This is a genomic window from Cryptosporangium arvum DSM 44712, from assembly GCF_000585375.1.
Taxonomy (GTDB): Bacteria; Actinomycetota; Actinomycetes; order Mycobacteriales; family Cryptosporangiaceae; genus Cryptosporangium; species Cryptosporangium arvum.
On sequence record NZ_KK073874.1, the window covers coordinates 1,930,079 to 1,955,563 of the forward strand.

The following is a 25,485-nucleotide window of genomic DNA, read 5'->3' on the forward strand; positions in this document are numbered from 1 at the left end:
GGTCAATCGGTGTCCACGTGACGCTGGAGCGCCAGCACGCACACGTCGTCCTCCAGGGTTTCCGCCGCCGTCATACCGACGGTGACCTGGTCGATCACCGTCTGGGCCGACACGGCGGCGCCGCCCGCGACGATCCGCGACAGCATTCCGATCAGCTTCTCCTGACCCCGGTCGAGGTCGGTGTTGCGCCGTTCGATCAGCCCGTCGGTGTACGACAGCAGCGTGCTGCCCTCGGGCATCATCACCGTGTGGGTGGAGTAGGTGCGGCCGACCGACGCGCCGAGGATGGGATCCGCGCTCTTCAACACGCTCACCTCGGGCACCGCCAGCAGCGGGAACGGGTGCCCGGCGTTGGACCAGTCGAGCTGGCCGGTGCCCGGGTCGTACAGGAAGACCACGGCGCTGACGAGCGTCCCGCTCGGGTACGCGACCACCATCAGCCGGTTGAGCCGGCTGAGCACCGAACCCGGGTCCGGGTGTTCGAGCATGTAACCGCGGTTGACCGCCCTGACCTGCCCCATGATCGCCGCGGCCTGCTGGTCGTGCCCGACGACGTCACCGATAGACAGCGCGATCCGGCCGTCGGGCAGCCCGAACGCGTCGTACCAGTCACCGCCGATGTCGATTCGGTCGGCCACCGCGAGGTAGTCGGCCTTCATGTCCCCGCCGGGCACGTCCGGCAGTTCGGCCGGCAGCATCGCGCGCTGGAACAGCTCCAGCAGCAGCCGCTCGGCCTCGATCTCCTCGCGGGCGTCGGCGACGTCCCGCTGGGCGGCGACCAGCTCGCCCTGGGTCGCCTCCAGCTCGTCCTCGGCGGCTTTGGCGTCGGTCACGTCCTGAGCGACCCCCCAGAGCCCGACGACGGCGGCGTCCGGATCGTCGTCGGCGCGGACGGCCTCGGCGTGCACGAGCACCTCACGGACCGCGCCGTCGGTGCGGACCATCCGGGTTTCGAGCGTGAACGGCCGACCCGTGGCCAGCGCCCGGCTCTGCACGGCGAGCACCCGCTCGAGCTCGTCGGGGTGGATGTGCGCGACGGCGTCCTCGTCGGTGGCCGGCGGTGCGTCCCGCCCCATCAGCGCGCACAGTTCCGCCGACCACACGTACCGGGGTTCGGAGAGGCTGATCTCGAAGCCGGCCAGCTGCGCGATGCGCTGCGACTCCAGCAGCCGGTGCGTGACCCTGGCGGTGACCTGGAGCTGTTCGGCCTCGCGTTCGAGCTGCTCGAGCCGATTGCGTTCGGTGACGTCGGTGAGCACCACCCCGACGCCGGTGATCACACCCTCGGCGTCGCCGGGCAGCCGGACCGGGAACGCGTCGACCATGAGTTGATGCGCCGGGCCCGACCGCGCCGTGGCCTCCAGCGGTTCGTGGCGTACCACCGCACCGGACGTGACCACCGCACGCAGCCGCGCGACCAGCTCGTCCGGCGCGTCACGCAGCACGTCGGTGAGCGACCGGCCGAGGTGCTCGGCGGCCGGACGCCCCGTCAGCCCGGCCAGGGCCGAGTTCGCCTGCACGAACCGCAGGTCCCGATCGAGCAGCGCGATGCCCGCCGGAGCCGCCTCCACCAGCGGGCCCAGGAGCGCGGTGGCGCGGCGGGCGGCGTCGCTCAACAGGTTGTCGACCCACGCCACCGCCGCGACGGTCAGCCCGAGGAAGACCACCGCCCACGCCCACCGGCCGTCCGGCTGCGGCGTCGCCTCCCGCACCACGAACGTGGTGGCGAGCGCGGCCGTGGCGACGACGGCCGCGAGCACGCCGGGCCCCCGGCCTCCGATCACCGTCGCGCCGATCACCGCGAACAGGAGCAGGAACGCCGGCATCACGTCGCCGGTGGGCGTGCCGAGGATGACCACACCGGCGGCGCACGGCAGCAGAGCAGCGACCGGCCACCGGCTGCGACCGGCGATCCAGATCCGTCGTCGGCCCTGCACCGTGCGCCGCAGCAGGGCCCGCCTAGCGCGCTTCACCCCTGTCGCTCCGTCCGCGAAGGCTCCCGTCCGTCGAGACCGGTGCGTCAGCCTAGCTGGCGCAGGCACACCGTTTCCGGCATCGACTCGAGCGCCGCGAGCACGTCGTCGGAGAGCACACCGGGGATGTCGGTGACGACGTAGCCCAGCTCGCCGCGCGTGTTCAGCAGCTGACCCTCGATGTTGACGCCGTGCTCGGCCAGGATCCGGTTGACGGTGGCCAGCACACCCGGCGTGTTGCGGTGCAGGTGCGCGAGCCGGTGGGTGCCCGGCGTCTGGTCGAGGTTGAGCGGCGGCAGGTTGACGCTCAGCGTCGTGCTGCCGGTCTCCAGGAAGCTGCGCAGCTTGCCGGCGACGAACCGGCCGATGTCCTCCTGCGCTTCCTCGGTGGAGCCGCCGATGTGCGGGGTCAGGATGACGTTCGGCAGGCCACGCAGCTCGGAGTGGAACTCGTCGCCGCGCTTCTTGGGCTCCTCCGGGAACACGTCGACGGCGGCGCCGGCCAGGTGCCCGCTGACCATGTGCGCACGCAGCGCCTCCATGTCGACGAGGAAGCCGCGGGACAGGTTGAGGAAGATCGCGCCCGGGCGCATCCGCGCGAACTGCGCCTCGCCGAACAGCCCGGCGTTGCCCGACCGGCCGTCCACGTGCAGCGTGACGACGTCGGCCCAGTCGAGCAGGTCGTCGAGGCTGGTGTAGCGGCGGGCGTTGCCCAGCGCGAGCTTGTCGGCGGTGTCGAAGAACCCGACCGACATGCCCAGCGCCTCGGCGACGACCGAGAGCTGGCTGCCGATGTTGCCGTAACCGACGATGCCCAGACGGCGTCCGCGCACCTCGTGGCTACCTTCGGCCGACTTGTCCCAGACGCCCTCGTGCAGCGAGTTGTTCTTCTCGGTCAGACGCCGGGTGAGGGCGATGATCTCGGCCAGCGCGAGCTCGACCACGCTACGGGTGTTGGAGAACGGAGCGTTGAAGACCGCGACACCGCGACCGGCCGCGGAGACCAGGTCGATCTGGTTGGTGCCGATGCAGAACGCGCCGATCGCCAGCAGGTCGGGTGCCTTCTCGAGAACCTGCTCGGTGACCTGCGTCTTCGAGCGGATACCGAGCAGGTGGACGCCGGACAGCGCGTCGATCAGCTCCGACTCGTCGAGGGCGCCGGACCGGACGTCGACCTCGACGCCGGCCGCACCGAGGATCGCCTCGGCGTGGGGGTGCAGGTTCTCCAGCAGCAGGGCCTTGAGCATGGCCCTATTGTCACTCGCCCGGGCGCTGACCCGAAATCCCGCCCTCTTCGAGCGCGAAGAGAAGGTCGAGACCGACGGTGACCATCGCCTTGCGCACCATCGGCGGAACGTTGTGCAACGTCGTCAAACGGCCTTGTTCGGCGGTCAGGTGGTGCAGCCGGACGAGAAAGCTCAGGGCCTGCGAGCCGATGAACGTCACACCGCCGAGGTCGACGACGGCGTCGGCGGGCTGGGCTTCACCGACGGTGGCGAGCGCCTGATCGAGCGACTCGATCACCAGGAGGTCGATCTCGCCGTTGAGCGTGATCGTGACGAGGCCGGGCGCGACCGCGCATCTGACCCGGGCCTCCGGGGCGTGCCAGCCGTTACGAGAAGTGCGATTGTCCATACGGGGGTCCTCCTGCGGCGGACGCGGTGACGTGGACACCGCGGACCGACGCGTCGCTCAACGCGTGGAGGCCGTCTGCTCGACCCTGGAGTCACACGGGGGCGTGACTCGCGGTCATCTTAGTGGCGGCCACGCTGCACGACGTGACCGGCCTCGCCACCGGGGGACTTTGTGCGAGATCACAACGCGTAGCCGCCGACGCCACGGGTACGTCGTCAGGCACTCGAGCTCGGGGAGAAACGATGACGATCAGCGGAGAAGCGCGAAGCGCGGGCGCCACCGGCGTAGGACCAGGTCAACTGGCCGACGAGGACCTGCTGCGTGAGTTGCTGCGCCTGCACGAGATGCGCCACGAGACGCTCCGTCACGGTTCGGACGACGCGCTCGACGCGCACACCGCGCGGACCGGGGAACTGGAGGCCGAGTACCTCCGCCGCTTCCCGCAGCGCGAGGTGGACCCCGGGCGACTCCGTTCGGGGGCGCGCTCGCGGACCTAGCATCCGGGTATGCGCTATCTACCGCTGGGGAATTCCGGCCTGCTGGTGTCCGCGGTCGGGCTCGGCTGCAACAACTTCGGCGGCCGGCTCGACGTCGACCGCACGCGCGCGGTGGTCGACGCGGCCCTCGACACCGGGATCACGCTGCTCGACACCGCGGACACCTACGGGGGTGGTGGAGCGTCGGAGTCGGTCCTGGGCGAGGTGCTCGCCGGCCGCCGCGACGAGGTCGTGCTCGCGACGAAGTTCGGCCACCGGCGCACCGACCTGGGGTACGGGGCCGCCGCCGGAGCCAAGGGTGGGCGCGCCTACGTCCGGCGTGCGGTCGAGGAGTCGCTGCGGCGGCTGCGCACCGACCACATCGACCTGCTGCAACTGCACACGCCCGACCCGGTGACGCCGATCAGCGAGACGCTCTCCGCTCTCGACGAGCTGGTGCGTGACGGGAAGGTCCGTTACCTCGGTCACTCGAACTTCGCCGGCTGGCAGCTGGCCGAGGCCGCGCACGTCGCCCGCGAACTGGGCACGGTGCCGTTCGTCTCGGCGCAGAACCACTGGTCGCTGCTGGAACGCGACGTCGAGCGCGAGCTGGTGCCGGCGGCCAGGCACTACGGCGTCGGCGTGCTGCCGTACTTCCCGCTGGCCAACGGGCTGCTGACCGGCAAGGTGCGCCGGGGGCAGCCGGTGCCGGAGAACTCGCGGCTGGCCGGGCGGGACGGGTACGTCACCGAGGAGAAGCTCGACCGGGTCGAGGCGCTCGTGAAGTGGGGCGACGAGGCCGGGCGGTCGCTGCTCGAGATCGCGATCGGTGGGCTCGCCGCACAGCCCGGCTGCGGCTCGGTGATCGCCGGCGCGACCAGCCCTGAGCAGGTACGGGCGAACGCGGCGGCGGGGGAGTGGGTCCCGTCGGCGGCGGAACTGACCGCCCTCGACGAGCTCGTGCCACCGCCGGCCTGAGCCTGGTTCCCGGCGGCCGGCGCGGGCCTGGTTCCTGGCGGCCGGCGTGGGCCTGGTTCCTGGCGGCCGGCGTGGGCCGCGACGGAATTGTCGGGGGGTCGGGGCATCATCGGCGCTGTGGTGATGGGGTTGGTTCCGGCGTGGGGCGGTGGCGGCTGGCTGGCGGAGATCGATGCCGCCGGCCAGGTCACCGGCCCCGTACGGTGGTGCGCCGACGGGGCCGCGCTGGCCCGGGCGGTCGCCGAACGAGAAGCCGCGGAGAAGCCGCGCTGGCTCTGGCCCACCGCCACGGCCGTCTACCCGGCGCTGCTGGCGGCCGGCGTCCGGGTCGAGCGGTGCCACGACGTCGAACTGGTCGAGTCGCTTCTGGTCGGCTACGAGGGGCACTGGGGGGAACCCCGGTCGCTGGCCGCCGCGCTGGCCCGGGCCCGGGGCCTGCCGGTGCCCCCCGACCGGCCGCCGCGCCCGCGCGACACCCAGCCGGTGCTGTTCGCCGCCGACGTCGAGGCGACCGTCGAGACCACCGAATCCCTCGACGTGCTGGCCGAGGTCTACCGCGCCCAGCTGCGCCGGATCGCCGCGGTGGAGCACCCCGACCGGTTCCGGCTCCTCGTCGCGGCCGAGTCCGCCGGTGCGCTGGCCGCGGCCGAGATGGGGCACGACGGCCTGCCCTGGTCGGCCGAGCGGCACGACGCGCTGCTGGAGTCGATGCTCGGGGCGCGGCCGCTCCCCGGTGATCTCCCGGCGCGCCTGCACGAGCTCGCGGCCGACGTGCGTGCCGCGTTCGGCGGGATGAAGGTCAACCCCGATGCCCCGGCCGACGTCGTGCGCGCGTTCGGGCGGGTCGGTATCCAGATCCCGTCGACCCGCTCCTGGGTGCTCAAGCGGGTCGAGCATCCGGCCGTCGCGCCGATCCTCGCGTACAAGGAACTGTCCCGGATCTTCGCCGCCCATGGCTGGAGCTGGCAGGACACCTGGGTATCGGGCGGGCGGATGCGGCCGGAGTACGTAGCCGGTGGCGTGGTCTCGGGGCGGTGGGCCACGCGCGGCGGCGCGGCGCTCCAGCTGCCGAAGGCCGTGCGTCAGGCCGTGGTGGCCGATCCGGGCCACGTGTTCGTCGCCGCCGACGCCTCGGCGCTGGAGCCGCGGGTGCTCGCGGCGATGTCCGGCGATCGGCGGCTGGCCGAGTTCGCCGCCGCCGGAGATCTATACACCGCGCTGGCCGCGGACGCGTTCGACAACGACAGGGCCAGGGCGAAACTCGGGATGCTCGGCGCGCTCTACGGGCAGACGAGCGGGGAGGGTGGCCGCTTGGCGCACGTGCTGCGCCGGCGTTTTCCCGACGCGCTGGCCGCGGTCGACTCCGCCGCCCGAGCCGGCGAGGAGGGTCGGCTGGTGCGTTCCCGGCTCGGGCGCACCTGCCCGCCGCCGGGCCGGTCCTGGCTCTCCGACCCCGGCGGCGAGGGTTCCCCCACCGGTGAGGCCCCGGCGCTCGACGCCATCGGTGGCCGGTCCGGCGGGGGCGGCACGGACGGAGCGGGAGGCGGGGCCGGGGGCCATGGCGACGGGGCGAGTGGTGACGGGGGCTTCGGAGACGCCGGGGAGGGTGAACCGGGGGCGGCGGATCAGGCGCGGCGCGCCGCTCGGGGGCGGTTCACGCGGAATTTCCTCGTGCAGGCCACAGCCGCGGAGTGGGCGCTGATCTGGCTGGTCGGGCTACGGCGGCGGCTGGGTCCGACCGAGGCCGCCGGCGCCCGGCTGGTGTTCTTCGTGCACGACGAGGTCGTCGTGCACTGCCCGGAGCCGATGGCCGACGAGGTCCGCACGGCCGTGCTGGCCGCCGCCGACGAGGCCCGCCGGCTGCTGTTCGGCGAGACGCCGGTGCGCTTCCCGCTCGACGTGGCGGTCGTCCGCTCCTACGCGGACGCGTGAACCGGCCGTGCGGTCCGGGGCGGAGGCGTGAATGGGCCGCGCGGTGCTAGGCGGAGGCGGGAACGCCGTCGCGTGGCTCGAGTCGGGCGACCGCCTGGCGGTGCACCCGGCGCTCGATGACGAACGAGAGGAACGGGATCGTGCCGGCGAGCATCACGCCGATGATCTTCAGCGCCGGCCAGCGCAGCCGCATCGCCAGATCGAGCGTCACGCCGAGGTACACCATGTAGAGGAAGCCGTGGATCGGGCTGACGATCGAGCTCACCTCGGGGGTGTCGCCGAAGTACTTCAGCGGCATCGCCACCAGCACGAGCACCAGCAGTCCCACACCCACGACGTACGCGGCGATCCGGAAGCGGGTCAGGGCCGCTTTCACTCCAGGATTCACGGAGAGGTCTCCTCGGTCTTCGGGGCACGGTTCGATGGGGGGTTCAGCGAAGCGAGATATGCGTTGTAGGCGGCCAGCTGCTCGTCCGCGGGGTCGGCGTTCTCCACCGCCGCCGGCCGGTAGTGCCGCCGCACCCGGACCATCCGCGGCGCTCCCTCGGTTCCGGAGCCGTCCACACCGGCACCCGCCCCAGGACCGCCCGCCCCCACAGCCACGCCCATGCCACCAAGATCCGCGCCGCTTCCGGTCGCGCTGTCCGTGCCGCTCAGGGTCGCACCGTCCGTGCCGCTCCCGGTCGCACCGTCCGTGCCGCTTCCGGTCGCACCGTCCGTGCCGCTTCCGGTCGCACCGTCCGTGCCGCTTCCGGTCGCGCCGTTCAGGGGCGCACCGGCCGCGCCACTCGCACGAACAGCGCTTTCGCCGCTCGTGGTGCCTTCGCCGCCCGCGTTAGCAGCACTCCTGGGGCTCGCGGTAGCAGCACTTTCGCTGCACGAGACAGGAGCGCTCGCGGCAGCATCGCTCTTGCTGCTCGCGGCCGCAGCGTTCGCGCCGCTCACATGATCAGCGCGCCCGCCGCTCCCGGTGACAGCGCCTCCGCCGGTGGCAGTAGCAGCGCCTCCGCCGGTGGCAGTAGCAGCGCCTTCGCCGCTCGCGGTGGCAGCGCCTCCGCCGGTCGCGATAGCAGTACTCCCAGGGGTCGCGGCAGCAGCGCTTTCGCTGTTGACGGGCCTAGCGCTCGCGGCGTTCACATGATCAGCGCCTTCACCGCTCGCGGTGGCAGCGCCTTCGCCGCTCGTGGCAGCGGTACTCCCAGGGCTCGCGGCAGCAGGACCTTCGCCGCTCGCGGGCGCAGCGCTCGTGCCGCTCACGTTCACCGCGCCAGCCCGTGCCGCGCCACCGTCCGTCGACCCACCGCCCACGTTCGCCGTTGTCGTGCCTGCGCCGCTTCGCTCCGTGCTGGACCCGTCGGCCGCGCGGGCGCCGACAGCACGGGCGCCGACAGCACGGGCGCCGACAGCACGGGAGTCGACCGCGCGAGCGCCACCAGCGCGGGCGCCACCGCTCCGGGCGCCACCGCGCCGGGCGCCGACCGCGCGGGGAGCCTCGGTCGGGGGGTGTAGTTCGAGGCGGAGCATGCGATACCACGCGTACCCGACAAAGGCCGCGAATGCCGGCCACTGCAGTGCGTATCCCAGGTTCTGGGCGGTGCCGCTGAGTGAATGCGCGCGCCCCCACTGCCACCAGGCGAGCCCGAGACAGATCCCGATCAGCACGATCGCCACGGCGTGGCGCACCAGCCACCGCCGGGAGAGAAGAAGCGACCGCACAACCCGAAGGCTACTCGAATGCCTACGCGAGGTCGAAGAGTGCGTCCACCCCGGTGATCTCCAGTATCCGGGTGGCCGTCGGCGACGGGCGCGACACCTGGAACTTGCCGCCGGCGTTGCGGGCCTCGTGCCACAGCGTCACCAGCACGCCCAGCCCGGTCGAGTCGAGGAACGTCACCTCGGCCAGGTCGACGGTGAGCGTGGGGGCGGAGTGCGCCTGCCGGAGCGCGGACGTCGCGGCCGAGCGGAGCCGACCGGCGGTGTCGAGATCGAGCGCGCCGCTCGCGCGCAGAACGGTCTCGCTCCCGACCTGTTCGATCGTGAGCGACCACGGCGTGCTGTCCAGCGTCGGCTCCTTCCGGACAGAGACGGCGACACCGACTCTAACGGCGTCCCTTCCGTGCCGGTCGTAGAGCGACCGCGGTCGGTCAGGTATCGGCATCGGGGTCCGCGTTCCGTTTCGGAGCGTAATGGGGGACGTACTCCTGGCCCGACAGCTCGCCGATGGCGGCCACGATCTGGTCGGTAACCGCCCGCCGGGCCCTCGCCTTCCCGGCCTGCCCCTTGAAGTCCTCGAACGTCATCGGCGGCCCGAACCGGATTCCGACCTTCACCGGCCGCGGAACCCGGCTGCCGGGCGGGAGCGCGCGCTCGGTGTTGAGCATCGCGACCGGCACGACCGGTACGTCGGCGGTCAGCGCGAGCCACGCCACCCCGGTGCGGCCCCGGTACAGCCGCGCGTCGGGGGAGCGCGTGCCCTCCGGGTAGATGCCGAACAGGCCACCGGCCTTCAGGACGCCGAGGCTCGCGTCCAGCGCTTCCTGCGCGGCCCGGTTGTTGCCCCGGTTCACCGGCAGCTGCCCGGAGTTGCGCATGAACCGGGCGGTCAGCCGGTCGATCGGGCGGGTGCCGGTGAAGTACTCCTGCTTCGCCACGAAAATGACGTCCCGGTCGAGGACGAGGGGCAGGAACACCGAGTCCATGATCGAGAGATGGTTCGAGGCGAGGATGGCCGCCCCGCTCTCCGGGACGTACTGCCGTCCTTCGACCCACGGACGAAACGCGAGGTGGAGGATGGGGCCACCGACCTTCTTACTCAGGTCGTACGCCATGGGGAGCTCCTCCTCTGGCACCGCAGTGATTCCGGGTAACCCTACGGCTCCGAGCTTGGGGGCATGGTGGCCGGGCGTCGCCCAACATCGGAAAATAGTGACCCTTGGCACTTAGAAAGTAACGGAGAGTTCCTCTTCGTCCCGGTGGAGAAGGTCCGTATCGCGGTGAATCGCCGCGTTCAACGTGGACAGCCGCGCCCCCGATCCGCCCCACCGGCCGGCGACGATCTCGGCCGCGATGCTCACCGCGGTCTCCTCGGGCGTGCGCGCTCCCAGATCGAGCCCGATCGGCGACGCCAGGCGAGCGGACTCCTCGGCGGTGAGCCCGGCCTCGCGGAGGCGCTGCAACCGGTCCTCGTGGGTACGTCGTGACCCCATCGCGCCGACGTAAGCGGCGGGTATCCGCAGTGCCACCTCGAGTACCGGGACGTCGAACTTCGGATCGTGGGTGAGCACGCACAGCACGGCCCGCTCGTCCACGCGCCCGGCGTCCGCCTCGGCCCGCAGGTACCGGTGCGGCCACTCGACGACCACCTCGTCGGCGTCCGGGAAGCGCTTGGCGGTGGCGAACACCGGCCGGGCGTCGCAGACCGTCACCCGGTAGCCGAGGAACGCGCCGATCCGGGCCAGCGCGGCGGCGAAGTCGATCGCCCCGAACACGATCATCCGGGGCCGCGGAGCGAACGAGGACACGAACAGGGTCAGATCGTCGCCGCGGCGCTCGCCGTCGTGACCGTAGTGGACGGTGGTGGTGCGACCGGTCGCGAGCAGGCCGCGGACGTCGTCGGTGACCGCCTCGTCGAGCCGGGCGGAGCCGAGCGAACCGGCGACCCGGTCGGGCCAGACCACCAGCCGGTGGCCCACCCGGTCGTCACCGGTCGGCGCCGCCGCGCTGGCGACGCACGTCACCACCGCGACCGGCGCACCGTCGCGGACCGAGGCCACCACGTCGCCGAACTCCGGGTACGACTCCCTGTCGATCCGCTCGACCCAGATGTCGAGGATGCCGCCGCAGGTCAGGCCGACCGCGAACGCGTCGTCGTCGGAGACGCCGTAGCGCTCCAGGCCGGGCGAGCCGGTGGCGATCGCCTCCTGGGCGCGCTCGTAGACCGCGCCCTCCACACAACCGCCGGAGACGCTGCCCACCGCGGTGCCGTCGGGGCCGACGAGCATCGACGCACCCGCCGGTCGGGGCGCGCTCTTCCAGGTGGCCACGACCGTGCCGACGCCTACCGACTTACCGGCGTCCCACCAGCCGAACAGATCGTCGAGTACCTCACGCATACGCCATCACCCCGACACCACTATTACCCGTTCCGGGGGCAGAAGCTACGCGGCGTTCACGTTGTAGACGAAGCCGTAGAACACGCCGCCGAGGATCAGCGCTCCGATGCCGATGAAAAACACCCGGTTCCGGAAGGACATCCCTTTCATCCACTTGCGCTGGAACCAGTTGAGCAGCAGCCCGGCGAGGATGACGAACACGATGATGACGATGGCGCGAGGGTTGTTCTCCAAGCCGCCGGCGTCCTGACCGAGCTGCACGCGACTCCTCCCAGTGACGAGATGCTTCCTCAAAGTTACTTCGGGATCGAGGGCCCCGGGTCCACTCGCGCAGGGTAGTGGGGATGAACGAACATGAGCCCATGGCATCCCGCTGGAAGAAGGCGTCCCCGGTCCTGCTCGCCGGTGGGCTCGCGACGATCGGCGTGCTCCACTTCGTCGCGCCGAAGCCGTTCACGCGCATCGTCCCGAGGGCCCTGCCCAACCCGGAGGCGCTGGTGGCCATCAGCGGCGCGGCCGAGCTGGCGTGCGCCGCGCTGGTGGCGATCCCCAGGACCCGGCGGTTCGGGGCGCTCGCGTCCGCCGCGTTGTTCGTCGGGGTCTACCCGGCCAACGTGCAGATGGCGGTCGACGCCAGCAGAACGTCGAACGCGACGTACAAGGCGATCGCCTACGGCCGCCTGCCGATGCAGTTCCCGCTCATCGCGTGGGCGCTCTCAGTGGCCCGTCCACGCGAGTAGGTCCTCGGCCGACCAGGTGTTGATCACCCGGGCGGGGTCGACGCCGCACTGGGCCGCCCGGGCGCACCCGTAGGGCTGCCAGTCGAGCTGGCCCGGTGCGTGCGCGTCGGTGTCGATCGCGAAGTGGCACCCGGCCTCGACGGCCAGCCGGAGCAGGCGCTTCGGCGGGTCGAGCCGTTCCGGCCGCGAGTTGATCTCCACCGCGACGCCGCGCTCGGCGCACGCGGCGAACACCGCGTCGGCGTCGAACTGGCTCTCGGGGCGTTTGCCCTGACCGGTGGATTCGCGGCCGGTCACCAGGCGCCCGGTGCAGTGCCCGAGCACGTCGGTGTGCGGGTTCCCGATCGCGGCCAGCATGCGCTTGGTCATCGTGTCGGCCGGGTCACGCAGCTTCGAGTGCACGCTGGCCACGACGACGTCGAGCCGGGCCAGCAGCTCGTCGGACTGGTCGAGCGACCCGTCGTCGAGGATGTCGACCTCGATGCCGGTGAGGATGCGGAACGGTGCGAGCTCCCGGTTCAGCTCGGCCACCACGTCGAGCTGCTCGCGCAGCCGCGCGGCCGACAGGCCGTTGGCGACGGTCAGCCGCGGCGAGTGATCGGTGAGGACGACGTACTGGTGGCCGATGCTGCGCGCCGCCTCGGCCATCTCCCGGATCGGCGAACCGCCGTCGGACCAGTCGGAGTGCGTGTGGCAGTCACCACGCAGCAGCGCGCGCAGCTCGGCCCCGGCCTCGTCGACCGAGGTGCCCGCGGTGGCCTCCAGCCGGCGCAGGTACACCGGCTCCTCGCCGGCCAGCGACTCGGCCACGCACCGCGCGGTGACGTCGCCGATGCCTGGCAGCTTCTTGAGCGTCCCGGCGGTGGCGCGCTCGCTCAACTCGTCCGCGTCGAGCTTCTCCACGGCCGCGGCGGCCGAGCGGAACGCCCGGACCCGGTAGGTGGCTTCGTGTGCGCGTTCCAGCAGGAACGCGATGCGCCGCAGGTCGGCGACCGGGTCACGAGTGGCGTCCGTCACGAGCTCACCGTACCTGTGTGAAACCCTTGCACCATGACCTCGCGCAAGAGCATCGACTGCTGGCTGATGGACATGGACGGCGTCCTGGTGCACGAGGGCGTCCCGGTGCCCGGTGCGCCGGAGTTCCTCGGGAAACTGGTCGAGAAGGGCCGTCCGCACCTGGTGCTGACGAACAACTCGATCTACACGCCGCGTGACCTCTCGGCGCGGCTGCAGCGGGCCGGTATCAACGTGCCGGCGGAGTCGATCTGGACCTCGGCGCTGGCCACCGCGAAGTTCCTGGAGGACCAGCGTCCGGGCGGCACGGCGCACGTGGTCGGAGAGGCCGGTCTCACGACCGCGCTGCACGAGATCGGGTACGTCCTCACCGACGCCGACCCCGACTACGTCGTGCTGGGGGAGACCCGGAACTACAGCTTCGAGGCGATCACGACCGCGATCCGGCTGATCGACCGGGGTGCGCGGTTCATCGCGACGAACCCCGACCCGACCGGACCGTCGCACGAGGGCGCGCTCCCGGCCACCGGGGCGGTCGCCGCGCTGATCAGCAAGGCCACCGGCGTCGAGCCGTACTTCGTCGGCAAGCCGAACCCGCTGATGATGCGCTCGGCGCTCAACGCGGTCGACGGGCACAGCGAGAGCACGGTGATGATCGGCGACCGGATGGACACCGACGTCATCGCCGGCATGGAGGCCGGGCTGGAGACCGTTCTCGTGCTGACCGGCGTCACCCGGGCCGAGGACGTGAACCGGTTCCCCTTCCGCCCCTCCCGCATCCTGAACTCGGTCGCGGATCTCGTCGACGAGGTCTGAGCCGAGCGCGCCCATGGCACCATGAGTGACGAGATGGAGCGGCGCGGCGAAGGCTCGGAACGGCGGCTGGCGACCCGTCCGGCCGGTGATCGTCGCGTCGCGCGGCGGCTGGCCAACCGCCAGGTCGTGGAGGACGCCGCGCTGCGACTGTTCGCGCGGAACGGGTTCGAGGCCACCACCGTCGACGAGATCGCCGCCGCGGCCGGCGTCAGCGTGCGATCGTTCCACCACCACTTCCCGACGAAGCGCGACGTGCTGGTGGGGGACCTGAGCGGGCCGTCGGAGCGGCTGGCCGCGGCGCTGGCCGAGCAGCCAGAGGGGGCGCATCCGCTGGTGGCGTTCCGGGCCGCGTTGCGCACGGTCGGGCTGCAGAAGGACGCCGGTCATCGCGAGCGGATTCTGCTGCGGGCCCGCATCCTGCGTGCCGAGCCGCACCTGGTGCCGATCGCGCACGAGTTGTTCCGCGGGTTCGGCCGGATCCTGGCCGAGGACGTCGCGCGGCGGTCCGGGCTCGACCCGGAGCGGGACGCGTACCCGCGGCTGGTCGCCGCGGTGGCGGTGGCCGCGCTCGGCGCGACGATGCTGTCGCTGGCGCCGGAGCGCTGCGATCAGGGTGCGCTCGAGGAGGCCATCGACAGCGCGTTCGACTGCGTCCTGGCCGGGCTGCCGGCCCCGTGCGCCGCGAGCACCGCCCCGCCCGTCCGGGTCGCCGACTCCGCGCCGCCCGAGCCTCCCGCGCCCGCCGCCTCGAGCGGGTCGCCGGCCGCGTCGGCCGCGGGTGCGGACGGGAAGATGTGCAGGCCCAGCAGTACGTAGCGGGCCAGGCCGGCCACCGCGGACGCGGCGAGCATCACGGTCAGTTCGAGGGTGGCGCTCGCGTGCGGCACGGTCAGGTCGAGGACGAGCAGCGATCCGGTCGTGGCCACGTAGGAGATCAGCACGGTGCCGGCCGCGGCCACCCGGGGCAGGAGGCCGCCGCGGTCGCTGCGGAACACCCAGGAGCGGTTCGCCTCGTTGGAGGCCAGCGTGGAGATGATCGCGGCCACGGTGTTCGCGGCGGCCGAGGGCATGAGTGCGAGCAGCGGCACGAAGATCACGACCGAGAGCAGCGTCGACGCCCCGCCGACGACGACGAACCGCATCATCGGCCACGCGTGCTCGCGTGCCACCGACACTGTCCGCGCCGCCGCCGCGGCCACCGCCCCCACCGGGACGGTGAAAGCCCGGGAGCGGGTGATCGCCAGCGCCAGGACCAGCAGGGCACACCCGACGACGGCGTCGAGCCAGTAGTGGTTCCCGGTCACGATCACGACGGCGACCGTGGTCACCGGGTGCAGCACCGCGAGCCACCGCCACGGGCCGCGCGCCACCCGGACGACCGCGAGCGCGACCAGCACCGCCCACGCCACGTGCAGCGACGGCATCGCGGCGAACTGGTTGGCCACCCCGGTGCCGACCGGCCCGTACACGGACTGCCCGTACACGTGCGCGGTGTCGACGATGCCGTGGCCGGCCAGCATCCGCGGCGGCGCCAGCGGGTAGAGGACGTGCCCGACCAGCGCGAACCCGGTCAGCCAGGCGAGCGTCCGGCGGAACCACGGGTACCGCTCGGGGTGCCAGACGAACAGCCACACCAGCGCGGCCACGGTCGCGGGGAAGTGCACCCCGGCGTAGTAGGAGTCGAAGAACTCGACGAGCGCCTGCCAGTGCAGCGCGGCCTGCTGGACGCTGTGCTCACTCGGTAGGTGCAGCCACCGCTCGAACGACCACACCGACTCGGCGTGGTCGAAGGCGGGGCCGGTGAGACGCGCGGCCACCACCCGCCCGCCCGCGTACGCGAGATAGAGCGCGGCGATCAACGGCACCTCGCGTAACGCGCGCTGCACCACGTCATTTCGCACCCGGCCCACCTCCTTCGCATGGGAGACTACTGCGCAATGCAAAGTAGTCTCCAGAGCGAAGCAGCTGGACCGGCATCATTGCTGGTCACAAAGTTACGGTCGCACTTATTTTCAGATTCTGCAAAGTTGCTTAGTACATGTTGTTCGTCACAGGGCCGGCTTGGGCGGCCCGCTCGACGCCCGAACCACGAGTTCGGGGGAGAACCGCACCTGGCGGTGCACGTGCGGCCCCGCCGCGTCGGCCTCCGCGACCAGCAGCTCCGCCGCCGTGCGCCCCAGCAGATGCCGGGGCTGACGCACCGAGCTGAGCGGCACCGCGGCCGCGGCGGCGAATTCGATGTCGTCGTAACCGACGATCGAGATGTCACCCGGGACCGACAGCCCACGGGCCACCATCACCTGCAGGACGCCCAGGGCCAGCAGGTCGTTGGCGCAGAACACCGCCGTCGGAGGGGTGCGCAGCCCGAGTAGCCGCTCGCCGGCGTCCCGGCCGGAGGCGACGTTCAACGCCGTCCCGGCGAGAATCTCCAGCTCGCCGCCCGCGATCGCGCCCCGGTACCGGTCGGCGCACTGCGCGAGGCTCATCGGCCCGCTCACGTAGGCGATGCGCTCGTGGCCGAGGTCGCGCAGGTGGGCCGCGGCCAGTTCGCCGCCGAGGACGTCGTCCACCGCGACCGAGCAGTAGTCGCCCTCGCCGGCGTGCCGATCGAGCAGCACCACCGGGACACCGCGCCGGCGCAGCCGGGACAGGCGGTCGCCGTCGACGTCGACCGGCGTGATCAGTACGCCCTGGACGCGCTGCTCCTCGAGCAGATCGAGGTAGGCCTGCTCCTTGTCGCGCCGCTCGTCGGAGTTGCAGAGGATGACCGCGAGCCCGGCGTCGTTCGCGGCGTCCTCCACGCCGCGGGCGACGTCGGTGAAGAACGGGTTGGTGACGTCGAGGACCACCAGGCCCAGCGTGCGGCTGCGCCCGGCGCGCAGATGGCGGGCCGACTCGTTCCGGACGAACCCGAGGTCGTCGATCGCCCGGCGGACGCGTTCGCGGGTCGCCGGGGCCACCGCGTCGGGGCGGTTGAGCACGTTGGAGACGGTCCCGACCGACACGCCGGCTCGCTCCGCGACCTCGCGGATGCTCGTCGTCCCCATCTGGCGCCTCCCGTGGTGATCTGCGCGAGCGTACTGGCTGCCAGGGGGTTTTTGAAACGTCTCAACCACTTTCTGCCACCGACGCCGGAAGCGGCGCCGAGTCACGGGAATGTCACGCAGGCGAAACCATTGACACGTGACGGCGCTCACTCATACGGTCATCGCCACCGCATTGAAACGATTCATTTCCGTGACGAAGAGACCTGCAACGGAGCGTGTCCCGTGACCAACAGCGAGCCCGCCCGGCCGCTGCTCTCCCTGGAGGGGGTGGGCAAGACGTTCGGGGCGTTGCGTGCGCTCGACGGCGTCTCGCTCGACCTCCACCCCGGCGAGGTGCACGCCCTCATGGGGGAGAACGGTGCCGGCAAGTCCACTCTGGTCCGCATCCTCGCGGGCGTGCACAAGCCCGACGCCGGCGTGGTCCGCCTCGACGGCGAGGACGTGACGTTCGCCGACCCGGCCGCCGCGCGTGACGCCGGCATCGCGGTGATCTACCAGGAGCCGACGCTCTTCGGCGATCTCTCGGTGACCGAGAACGTCTTCATGGGCCGCCAGCCGCTCGGCCGTTTCCGCGCGATCGACCGCAAGGCGATGCGCACCCAGGTGGAGGCGCTGTTCGCCCGCCTCGGGGTCGCGCTCGACCCGGACCGCCCGGCCAGCGGCCTCTCGATCGCCGACCAGCAGCTGGTCGAGATCGCGAAGGCGCTCTCGCTGAACGCGCGGGTCATCATCATGGACGAGCCGACCGCTGCGCTCTCGTCCCGCGAGGTCGAGCGGCTGTTCACGGTCGCGCGCACGCTCCGGGAGAGCGGCTCGGCGCTGGTCTTCATCTCGCACCGCCTCGACGAGGTCTACGCGCTCTGCGACCGGGTCACGGTGCTGCGTGACGGCAAGTTCGTCTCCTCCGACCCGCTGGCCGACGTCACCGAGGACGAGCTCGTCCGCCGGATGGTCGGGCGGGACCTGGACGCGCTGTTCCCGAAGCTCGACACGACGCCCGGCGAGGTCGCGCTCAAGGTCGAGCGCCTCACCCGTGAGGGCGTCTTCACCGACGTGTCGTTCGAGGTGCGCGCGGGCGAGATCGTCGCGCTGGCCGGGCTGGTCGGCTCCGGCCGCAGCGAGGTCGCCCGGTGCGTGTTCGGCATCGACGGCTACGACGCCGGCTCGGTCACGGTCCGGGGCAGCGCGCTCAAGCCCGGGCGGCCGGCCAAAGCCATCGACGCCGGCCTCGCGCTCGTCCCGGAGGACCGCCGCCAACAGGGCCTGGTCATGGAGCTCTCGATCGAGCGCAACGCCACGATGACGCAGCTGGGCGGGCTCGCGCGCTTCGGTCTGCTCGGCGGCCGCGCGGAGCGGGCCCGCGCCAAGGAGTGGGCCACCCGCCTCCAGCTCAAGTACCGCAGGCTCTCCGACGCCGTCGGGGTGCTCTCCGGCGGCAACCAGCAGAAGGTCGTCCTGGCCAAGTGGCTGGCGACCGCTCCGAAGGTGCTGATCGTCGACGAGCCCACCCGGGGCATCGACGTCGGCACCAAGGCGGAGGTCCACCGGCTGCTCTCCCAGCTGGCGTCCGAGGGGGTCGCGGTGCTGATGATCTCCTCCGAGCTCCCGGAGGTGCTCGGGATGGCCGACCGGGTGCTGGTCATGCGTGAAGGCCGGCTCGCCGCCGAGCTCGACCGCACCGAGGCCACCGAGGAGACCGTGCTCTCCGCCGCCGTCGGCCGTCCGGGGCGTGCGGCATGAGCGCGCCGATCGTGGCCGGTGGGCCGGGCGGCACCGGCGGCGCGGGCCCGGGCCTGCCCGCCGTCGCGGAGAAGCAACGGTCGGCGGCCGCGCTGCTGGGGCGGCTCGCTCGCGCTCGTGAGCTGGGCCTCGTCGTCGCGCTGTTCCTGCTCTTCGGCGTCACCGCGATCGTCAACCCGCGGTTCATCGGGGTGCAGAGCTTCAAGGACATCCTGCTCAACACCGCGATCGTCGGGTTACTGGCGGTGGGCCAGACGCTCGTCGTCGTCACCCGCAACATCGACCTGTCGGTCGGCTCGGTGCTGGGCCTCTCGGCGTTCGTCACCGGTCTGCTGTTCGCCGACCACCAGGTGCCGATCGTCGTCGCGTTCCTCGTCGGCACGCTGATCGGCGCGGTGTGCGGGGTCATCAACGGGGTGCTGGTGGCGGTCTGCCGGATCCCCGCGCTGGTGGTGACGCTCGGCACGATGTACGTGTTCCGCGGGGCCGACTACTGGCTCGCCGAGGGGCGGCAGGTCAACGCCGCCGACATGCCGTCGGCGTTCCTGAAGATCGGCAGCGGCTCGGTGCTCGGGATCCCGATCCTGCCGCTGATCGCGCTGGTGCTGCTCGCTCTCGCCGCCTGGGGAATGCGTAACCTGCGCTCCGGTCGCGAGCTGTACGCGATCGGGTCCAACCCGGACGCCGCCCGGCTGGCGGGCATTCCCGTCGGCCGGCGCCTGTTCGTCGCGTTCGTGCTGACCGGGACGCTGTCCGGCATCGCCGGTGTGCTCTGGGCCGCGCGGTACGGAACGGTCGACGCCACCGCGGCGACCGGGTTCGAGCTGAACGTCGTCGCGGCGGTCGTCGTCGGCGGGGTGGCGATCTTCGGTGGCAGCGGCACCGTCGTGGGTGCCGCGCTCGGTGCACTGCTGCTGTCGACGATCGGCAGCGCGCTCGTCGTGCTGAAGGTCGAGGCGCTCTGGGAGCGGGCCATCGACGGTGCGCTGCTGCTCCTCGCGATCACCCTCGACCGGGTGCTTGCCCTCCGCGCCGAACGCGCCCTCCGCGCGTCGGCCAGCCGCGGCGCGACGACGCTCCCGGCCGACGGCGCTACCGGTACACCTACCCGTGACGGCGCTGCCGCCGCGCCCAGCTCTGACGGCGCTGCCGCCGCGCCCAGCCCCGACGGCGCCGGTGGTGCGCCGCCTGGTGCGGGTGCGAAGGGGCCGGGCGCCACGCCCGCCGACGGGGCCCCCGCGGGCGAGGCCGCCGCTGACGTCGCCCAGGGAGGCACACGATGAGCACCACGGTTCTGCCTCCGCCGGAGACGAGTTCGCCGGCCTCCTTCGCGGAGCACTCGCCGCTGCGCCGGCTGCTCTCGTGGGAGGGCGCGATCACCGCGCTGCTGATCTTCGCGGTGCTGGTCGCCGGCTTCGGCGTGGACGGGTTCGCCGACTCGTTCAACCTCGCGAACGCGCAGCTCGACATCGTCGAGATCGCGATCCTGTCGTTGACCCTGACGCTGCTCGTCGTGATCGGGGAGATCGACCTCTCGATCGCCTCGAACCTCGGCATGTGCAGCGCGCTGATGGGCGTGCTCTGGAACGCCGGGCTGTCGATCGAGACGATCATCCCGCTGACGATCGTGGTCGGCGCGATCGCCGGTGCGCTCAACGGCTTCCTGGTGACGGTCGTCGGCCTGCCGAGCCTCGCGGTGACGATCGGCACGCTCGCGCTCTACCGCGGTATGGCCTACGTGCTGCTCGGCGACAAAGCCGTCGCGGACTTCCCGGTCAGCTACACGTCCTGGCCCGGCAAGACTTTCGCCGACCTGATCCCGTACCCGACGATCCTGGTGATCGTGCTGGCGATCGTCGTCGGCGTGATCCTGCACGCGACGCCGATCGGCCGCTCGCTCTACGCGATCGGCTCCAACAAGGAGGCGGCCCGCTTCGCCGGCATCCGGGTCAAGCGGATCACGTTCTGGCTGTTCGTGGCGTCGGGCGCGTTCGCCGGCCTGGCCGCGGTCATCTACACGTTCCGGTTCTCCAGCGCCCGCGCCGACAACGCGAACGGGCTGGAGCTCACGGTCGTCGCCGCCGTCCTGCTCGGTGGGGTCTCGATCTTCGGCGGACGCGGCACGCTGCCCGGCGTCCTCGTGGCGGTTCTGCTGGTGGGGGTGCTGCGCAACGCGCTGATCCTCGACGACGTCTCGACCGAGACGCTGATGCTCGTCACCGGTGGGCTGCTGATCTTCTCCGTGCTCGCGCCGAACGCCGTCACCTGGGCCCGCGAGCGCCTGCGACTGCGAAAACTTTCCTCCTAACCCCCCCACCACCCGAAAGGGACCGACAATGATGTTGCTCCGTGCACGGAGAAGCGTTGCGTTCTCCGCCGCGCTGGTCGCGGTGACGCTCGCCGCGGCCGCCTGCGGTGGCACCACCAAGGACTCCACCGACAACGCGTCGGCGGGCCCGGCCTCGTCCGCTTCGGCGAACCCGGACGCTCCTCTCAAGGAGGGGCTGAAGATCGCGTTCCTGCCCAAGCAGGTGAACAACCCCTACTTCACGGTGTCCGACAAGGGCGGCGAGAAGGCGGTCACCGAGTTCAAGGGCACGTACAAGGAGGTCGGTCCCTCCGACGCGAGCGCCTCCTCGCAGGTCCAGTACATCAACACGCTGACCCAGCAGGGCCAGGACGGCATCTGCGTCTCGGCCAACGACGCCAACGCGATCGTCCCGGCGCTGACCCAGGCCCGTCAGCGCGGGGTCAAGGTCGTCACGTTCGACTCGGACGCCGCGGTCGCCGGCCGGGACGCGTTCGTGAACCAGGCCGACCCGGAGGCGCTCGGCCGCACCGAGGTGCAGCTCCTGGCCAAGCAGATCGGCGAGAAGGGCAAGATCGCGATCCTGTCCGCCACGCCGAACGCCACGAACCAGAACGCCTGGATCGAGTTCATGAAGGACGAACTCAAGAAGTACCCGGGCATGCAGCTGGTGAAGGTCGCCTACGGCAACGACGACGACCAGAAGTCGTTCCAGGAGACGCAGGGTCTGCTCCAGGCGTACCCCGACCTCAAGGGCATCATCTCGCCGACCACGGTGGGCATCGCCGCGGCCGCTCGCTACCTGTCGAGCTCGCCGTACAAGGGCAAGGTGCAGCTGACCGGTCTCGGCACGCCGAACCAGATGCGTCAGTACGTCAAGGACGGCACGGTCAAGGAGTTCGAGCTCTGGGACCCGGCCAAGCTCGGCTACCTGTGCGCGTACACCGCGGCCGCGCTGGCCTCCGGGCAGATCACCGGCGCGGAAGGCGAGAAGTTCAAGGCCGGTGAGCTGGGCGAGTACACGCTCGGCAAGGACGGAGCCATCCTCCTCGGCCCGCCCCAGGTCTTCGACACCAAAAACATCGACCAGTTCAACTTCTAGTGGGCGGCCCGCTGAGGGCCACGCTGCCCGGCAGCGAGGCCCTCAGCGGGCTCCAGGTTCATACGAAGGACAAAAATGCAGCGGGTTTGTCTTTTGGGCCGGGTTGATCCGTCACGGCTCGATGAGTATCGGGAGCGGCACGCTGCGGTGTGGCCGGAGATGCTTGCCGCTTTGACCAGGCACGGCTGGACGAACTACTCGCTGTTCCTGAAGGACGACGGTCTTCTGATCGGCTACCTGGAGACCGAGGACTACGCCGCGGGCCTGGCCGGGATGGCCGGCGAAGAAGTGAACGCCCGCTGGCAGGCGGAAATGGGGCCGTTCTTCGTCGGCCTCGGCGATCGCCGCCCGGACGAGGGCTTCCTGATCGTCCCCGAAGTGTTCCACCTCGACTGAAAGAACGGCGCCATGTCCCGAGTGACCGACGTACTCAACCGCCAGCACATCGAGCTGCCCTCGTGGGCGTTCGCCAACTCCGGGACCCGGTTCAAGGTTTTTCCCCAGGCCGGCGTCCCGCGCGACCCGTACGAGAAGGTCGCCGACGCCGCCCAGGTGCACAAGTACACCGGCGCCGCTCCGACGGTCGCGCTGCACATCCCGTGGGACAAGACCGACGACTACGCCGACCTGGCCCGCTTCGCCCAGGAGCAGGGCGTCACGCTGGGCACGATCAACTCGAACGTGTTCCAGGACAACGACTACATGCTCGGCAGCGTGACCAACCCGGACGCCGGCGTTCGCCGGAAGGCCACCGACCACCTGCTCGAGTGCATCGACATCATGGACCGGACCGGGTCGCGCGACCTGAAGCTCTGGTTCTCCGACGGCATCAACTACCCGGGTCAGGACGACATCCGCGAGCGCCAGGACCGCTTGGCCGCGGCGCTGGCCGAGGTCTACGCCCGGCTCGGTGACCACCAGCGGATGCTGCTGGAGTACAAGCTGTTCGAGCCCGCGTTCTACGCCACCGACGTGCCGGACTGGGGCACCGCCTATGCGCACACGCTGACGCTCGGCGAGAAGGCCGTCGTCTGCGTCGACACCGGACACCACGCGCCGAGCACGAACATCGAGTTCATCGTCGCGGTGCTGCTGCGGGCCGGGAAGCTCGGCGCGTTCGACTTCAACTCCCGCTTCTACGCCGACGACGACCTGATGGTCGGTGCCGCGGACCCGTTCCAGCTGTTCCGCATCCTGTTCGAGGTGCTGCGCGGAGGCGGCTTCGACCGCGATCCCGGCGCGATGGACGAGATCGCTTTCATGCTCGACCAGTGCCACAACATCGAGCCGAAGATCCCCGGTCAGATCCGCTCGGTGATGAACGTGCAGGAAGCGACGGCCAAGGCGCTGCTCGTCGACCGCGAGGCGCTGGCCGCTGCGCAGGCCGAAGGCGACGTGCTCGGCGCGAACGCCGTGTTCATGGACGCCTACAACACCGACGTGCGCCCGCTGCTGGCCTCGCTGCGGGAGGAGAAGGGGCTCGACCCCGACCCGATGGGCGCCTACCGGCGCTCCGGGTACGCCGAGAAGATCGTCGCCGAGCGCATCGGCGGAACCCAAGCGGGATGGGGAGCATGAACGAGACAGTCGCGGCGCTGCTGGCACGGTCCAACCGGCTGGGCGCCGATCCGCGGAACACCAACTACGCCGGGGGGAACACGTCGGCCAAGGGCACCGACGTCGACCCGGTCACCGGTGGCCCGGTGGAGCTGCTGTGGGTGAAGGGCTCGGGCGGTGACCTGGGCACGCTGACGGAGTCGGGGCTGGCCGCGCTGCGCCTCGATCGGCTGAGGAGCCTGGTCGACGTCTACCCGGGCGTGGACCGCGAGGACGAGATGGTCGCCGCGTTCGACTACTGCCTGCACGGGCGGGGCGGGGCGGCGCCGTCGATCGACACCGCGATGCACGGCCTGGTCGACGCCGCGCACGTCGATCACCTGCACCCCGACTCGGGGATCGCGATCGCGACCGCGGCGGACGGGGAGAAGCTGACCGCGGAGATCTTCGGCGGGAAGGTCGCCTGGGTGCCGTGGCGGCGTCCGGGTTTCCAGCTGGGGTTGGACATCGCGGCGATCAAGGCCGGGAACCCCGGTGTGATCGGCACGGTCCTGGGTGGGCACGGCATCACCGCGTGGGGCGCCACCAGCGAAGAGGCCGAAGCCAACTCGCGGTGGATCATCGAGACCGCGGCGGCCTACATCGCCGCGCAGGGAGCGGCGGAGCCTTTCGGCCCGGTCGTCGCAGGCTTCGAGCCGCTCGACCCGGAAGAGCGCCACGCCAAGGCCGCCGCGCTCGCGCCGGTGGTCCGTGGCCTGGCGTCGACGGACAAGCCGCAGGTGGGGCACTACACCGACACCGACGTGGTGCTGGAGTTCCTGTCCCGGGAGAAGCTGGCGCCGCTGGCCGCGCTGGGCACGTCCTGCCCGGACCACTTCCTGCGCACGAAGGTCCGCCCACTGGTGGTCGACCTGCCCGCCAGTGCCACGGTCGAGGAGATCACGGCCCGGCTCACCGAGCTGCACGCCGAGTACCGCGCCGCCTACCAGGCCTACTACGACCGGTACCGGGTCGAGGACAGCCCGGCGATCCGCGGCGCCGACCCGGCGATCGTGCTGGTCCCCGGCGTGGGCATGTTCAGCTTCGGGGCGAACAAACAGACCGCGCGGGTGGCGGGGGAGTTCTACGTCAACGCGATCAACGTGATGCGTGGCGCCGAGGCGATCTCCACGTACGCCCCGATCGACGAGTCGGAGAAGTTCCGCATCGAGTACTGGCTGCTCGAGGAGGCCAAGCTCCGGCGGGCGCCGAAGCCCAAGGCGCTGGTCGGCCGGGTCGCGCTGGTCACCGGCGCGGCGTCGGGCATCGGCAAGGCGATCGCGGCCCGGTTCGCGGCCGAGGGTGCCTGCGTGGTCATCGCCGACCTGGACGCGACGAAGGCCGCCGCGGCCGCCGAGGAACTCGGCACCACCGATGTCGCGATCGGCGTCGCCGCGAACGTCACCGACGCGGCCGGCGTGCAGGCCGCCTTCGACGCGGCGGCGCTCGCGTTCGGCGGCGTCGACCTCGTCGTCAACAACGCCGGCCTCTCGATCTCCAAGCCGCTCGCCGAGACCACCGAGGCCGACTGGGACCTGCTCCACGACGTCCTGGCCAAGGGCTCGTTCCTGGTCGCTCAGCAGGCGGCCCGGGTGATGACGGCCCAGGGCATGGGCGGCGACATCATCTACATCTCGTCCAAGAACTCGGTGTTCGCCGGGCCGAACAACGTCGCGTACTCCGCGGCCAAGGCCGACCAGGCCCACCAGGTCCGGCTGCTGGCCGCCGAGCTCGGAGCGCACGGCATCCGCGTCAACGGCATCAACCCCGACGGGGTCGTCCGCGGCTCCGGCATCTTCGCCGGTGGCTGGGGGGCCAAGCGCGCCGCGGTCTACGGCGTGCCGGAGGAGGAGCTGGGCCAGTACTACGCCCAGCGCACGCTGCTCAAGCGCGAAGTCCTGCCCGAGCACGTCGCCAACGCGGCGTTCGCGCTCGTCGGCGGCGAGCTGACCCACACGACCGGGCTCCACGTCCCGGTCGACGCCGGCGTCGCGGCTGCCTTCTTGAGGTGACCGG

The 25,485-nt window shown here is 71.6% G+C and carries 24 protein-coding genes and 1 pseudogene; 13 read left to right on the plus strand and 12 right to left on the minus strand.

Features of this window, described 5'->3' with window-relative positions:
* Nucleotides 1–2: 2 nt before the first annotated feature.
* Genes CRYAR_RS08940 through CRYAR_RS08950 form a run of 3 tightly spaced genes read right to left on the minus strand, consistent with a single transcriptional unit; the run spans nt 3 to nt 3,608 of the window.
* Nucleotides 3–1,973, minus strand: a complete 1,971-nt coding sequence (locus CRYAR_RS08940) for a SpoIIE family protein phosphatase (protein ID WP_035849779.1) — start codon at nt 1,971–1,973, stop codon at nt 3–5.
* Nucleotides 1,974–2,020: 47 nt separating this feature from the next.
* Nucleotides 2,021–3,220 carry a phosphoglycerate dehydrogenase gene (gene serA / locus CRYAR_RS08945; protein ID WP_035849782.1) on the minus strand — a complete coding sequence of 400 codons (1,200 nt, stop codon included), beginning with the start codon at nt 3,218–3,220 and terminating at the stop codon, nt 2,021–2,023.
* A 10-nt stretch (nt 3,221–3,230) separates the two neighbouring features.
* The gene (locus CRYAR_RS08950) at nt 3,231–3,608 is read right to left on the minus strand and encodes an STAS domain-containing protein (protein WP_035849785.1); all 378 of its coding nucleotides are present in this window, start codon (nt 3,606–3,608) and stop codon (nt 3,231–3,233) included.
* A 242-nt stretch (nt 3,609–3,850) separates the two neighbouring features.
* On the opposite strand from CRYAR_RS08950, the gene CRYAR_RS08955 reads away from it, so the two are divergent.
* The 3 genes from CRYAR_RS08955 to CRYAR_RS08965 all read left to right on the plus strand — a co-directional run bounded on the left by CRYAR_RS08955 (nt 3,851) and on the right by CRYAR_RS08965 (nt 6,994).
* Nucleotides 3,851–4,105, plus strand: coding sequence for a DUF6158 family protein (locus CRYAR_RS08955; protein ID WP_051569949.1), 255 nt, complete (start codon nt 3,851–3,853; stop codon nt 4,103–4,105).
* A 9-nt stretch (nt 4,106–4,114) separates the two neighbouring features.
* Nucleotides 4,115–5,062: an aldo/keto reductase gene (locus CRYAR_RS08960; RefSeq protein WP_035849788.1), complete on the plus strand. Its 948-nt coding sequence runs from the start codon at nt 4,115–4,117 to the stop codon at nt 5,060–5,062.
* 123 nt (nt 5,063–5,185) lie between these two features.
* Complete coding sequence (locus tag CRYAR_RS08965; protein WP_063725685.1) at nt 5,186–6,994, plus strand: bifunctional 3'-5' exonuclease/DNA polymerase; 1,809 nt, start codon at nt 5,186–5,188, stop codon at nt 6,992–6,994.
* 46 nt (nt 6,995–7,040) lie between these two features.
* Here the strand turns inward: CRYAR_RS08965 and CRYAR_RS08970 are convergent, their stop codons facing one another.
* The 6 genes from CRYAR_RS08970 to CRYAR_RS08995 form a co-directional block, all read right to left on the minus strand.
* A complete protein-coding gene (locus CRYAR_RS08970) occupies nt 7,041–7,382 on the minus strand; it encodes a DUF3817 domain-containing protein (protein ID WP_211247350.1) in 342 nt (113 codons plus the stop codon).
* Nucleotides 7,379–7,558 (minus strand): hypothetical protein, encoded by a 180-nt coding sequence (locus CRYAR_RS08975; RefSeq protein ID WP_035849794.1) that lies wholly within the window; start codon nt 7,556–7,558, stop codon nt 7,379–7,381. Before CRYAR_RS08975 ends, CRYAR_RS08970 begins: the two co-directional genes overlap by 4 nt.
* 1,174 nt (nt 7,559–8,732) lie before the next feature.
* Nucleotides 8,733–9,152, minus strand: coding sequence for an STAS domain-containing protein (locus CRYAR_RS08980; protein WP_051569950.1), 420 nt, complete (start codon nt 9,150–9,152; stop codon nt 8,733–8,735).
* The gene (locus CRYAR_RS08985; RefSeq protein ID WP_035849796.1) at nt 9,139–9,822 is read right to left on the minus strand and encodes a lysophospholipid acyltransferase family protein; all 684 of its coding nucleotides are present in this window, start codon (nt 9,820–9,822) and stop codon (nt 9,139–9,141) included. Before CRYAR_RS08985 ends, CRYAR_RS08980 begins: the two co-directional genes overlap by 14 nt.
* Nucleotides 9,823–9,933: 111 nt before the next feature.
* Nucleotides 9,934–11,106, minus strand: a complete 1,173-nt coding sequence (locus CRYAR_RS08990) for an XdhC family protein (protein ID WP_035849799.1) — start codon at nt 11,104–11,106, stop codon at nt 9,934–9,936.
* A gap of 45 nt (nt 11,107–11,151) precedes the next feature.
* On the minus strand, nt 11,152–11,367 hold the full coding sequence (locus CRYAR_RS08995; RefSeq protein ID WP_035849801.1) for a hypothetical protein: 216 nt from the start codon (nt 11,365–11,367) through the stop codon (nt 11,152–11,154).
* A gap of 101 nt (nt 11,368–11,468) precedes the next feature.
* Here CRYAR_RS08995 and CRYAR_RS09000 point away from each other — a divergent pair, with 101 nt between their 5' ends.
* Nucleotides 11,469–11,846, plus strand: coding sequence for a DoxX family protein (locus CRYAR_RS09000; RefSeq protein WP_051569951.1), 378 nt, complete (start codon nt 11,469–11,471; stop codon nt 11,844–11,846).
* Here CRYAR_RS09000 and CRYAR_RS09005 read toward each other — a convergent pair.
* On the minus strand, nt 11,823–12,863 hold the full coding sequence (locus CRYAR_RS09005; RefSeq protein ID WP_035849805.1) for a PHP domain-containing protein: 1,041 nt from the start codon (nt 12,861–12,863) through the stop codon (nt 11,823–11,825). The two genes, CRYAR_RS09000 and CRYAR_RS09005, sit on opposite strands and share 24 nt — an antisense overlap.
* A 33-nt stretch (nt 12,864–12,896) precedes the next feature.
* On the opposite strand from CRYAR_RS09005, the gene CRYAR_RS09010 reads away from it, so the two are divergent.
* Nucleotides 12,897–13,676 (plus strand): HAD-IIA family hydrolase, encoded by a 780-nt coding sequence (locus CRYAR_RS09010; RefSeq protein WP_035849806.1) that lies wholly within the window; start codon nt 12,897–12,899, stop codon nt 13,674–13,676.
* Nucleotides 13,677–13,697: 21 nt separating this feature from the next.
* On the plus strand, nt 13,698–14,492 hold the full coding sequence (locus tag CRYAR_RS49480) for a TetR/AcrR family transcriptional regulator (RefSeq protein ID WP_035849809.1): 795 nt from the start codon (nt 13,698–13,700) through the stop codon (nt 14,490–14,492).
* A 41-nt stretch (nt 14,493–14,533) separates the two neighbouring features.
* Here CRYAR_RS49480 and CRYAR_RS44535 read toward each other — a convergent pair.
* A pseudogene (locus CRYAR_RS44535) lies at nt 14,534–15,586 on the minus strand (phosphatase PAP2 family protein); the annotation flags it as partial.
* 138 nt (nt 15,587–15,724) lie between these two features.
* Nucleotides 15,725–16,723 carry a LacI family DNA-binding transcriptional regulator gene (locus CRYAR_RS09025; RefSeq protein WP_035849811.1) on the minus strand — a complete coding sequence of 333 codons (999 nt, stop codon included), beginning with the start codon at nt 16,721–16,723 and terminating at the stop codon, nt 15,725–15,727.
* Nucleotides 16,724–16,945: 222 nt separating this feature from the next.
* Here CRYAR_RS09025 and CRYAR_RS09030 point away from each other — a divergent pair, with 222 nt between their 5' ends.
* The 7 genes from CRYAR_RS09030 (at nt 16,946) to CRYAR_RS09060 (ending at nt 25,481) form a co-directional block, all read left to right on the plus strand.
* Complete coding sequence (locus CRYAR_RS09030; protein WP_035849813.1) at nt 16,946–18,463, plus strand: sugar ABC transporter ATP-binding protein; 1,518 nt, start codon at nt 16,946–16,948, stop codon at nt 18,461–18,463.
* Nucleotides 18,460–19,746 carry an ABC transporter permease gene (locus CRYAR_RS09035; protein ID WP_063725687.1) on the plus strand — a complete coding sequence of 429 codons (1,287 nt, stop codon included), beginning with the start codon at nt 18,460–18,462 and terminating at the stop codon, nt 19,744–19,746. The genes CRYAR_RS09030 and CRYAR_RS09035 overlap by 4 nt, the downstream gene beginning before the upstream one ends.
* Nucleotides 19,743–20,771 (plus strand): ABC transporter permease, encoded by a 1,029-nt coding sequence (locus CRYAR_RS09040; RefSeq protein WP_051569952.1) that lies wholly within the window; start codon nt 19,743–19,745, stop codon nt 20,769–20,771. Before CRYAR_RS09035 ends, CRYAR_RS09040 begins: the two co-directional genes overlap by 4 nt.
* A gap of 28 nt (nt 20,772–20,799) precedes the next feature.
* Complete coding sequence (rhaS, locus tag CRYAR_RS09045; protein ID WP_035849816.1) at nt 20,800–21,873, plus strand: rhamnose ABC transporter substrate-binding protein; 1,074 nt, start codon at nt 20,800–20,802, stop codon at nt 21,871–21,873.
* A gap of 75 nt (nt 21,874–21,948) precedes the next feature.
* Complete coding sequence (locus tag CRYAR_RS09050; protein ID WP_035849819.1) at nt 21,949–22,269, plus strand: L-rhamnose mutarotase; 321 nt, start codon at nt 21,949–21,951, stop codon at nt 22,267–22,269.
* Between the two features lie 12 nt (nt 22,270–22,281).
* Nucleotides 22,282–23,451: an L-rhamnose isomerase gene (rhaI, locus tag CRYAR_RS09055; RefSeq protein WP_035849822.1), complete on the plus strand. Its 1,170-nt coding sequence runs from the start codon at nt 22,282–22,284 to the stop codon at nt 23,449–23,451.
* Nucleotides 23,439–25,481 (plus strand): bifunctional aldolase/short-chain dehydrogenase, encoded by a 2,043-nt coding sequence (locus tag CRYAR_RS09060; RefSeq protein WP_157017518.1) that lies wholly within the window; start codon nt 23,439–23,441, stop codon nt 25,479–25,481. Before rhaI ends, CRYAR_RS09060 begins: the two co-directional genes overlap by 13 nt.
* Nucleotides 25,482–25,485 lie beyond the last annotated feature (4 nt).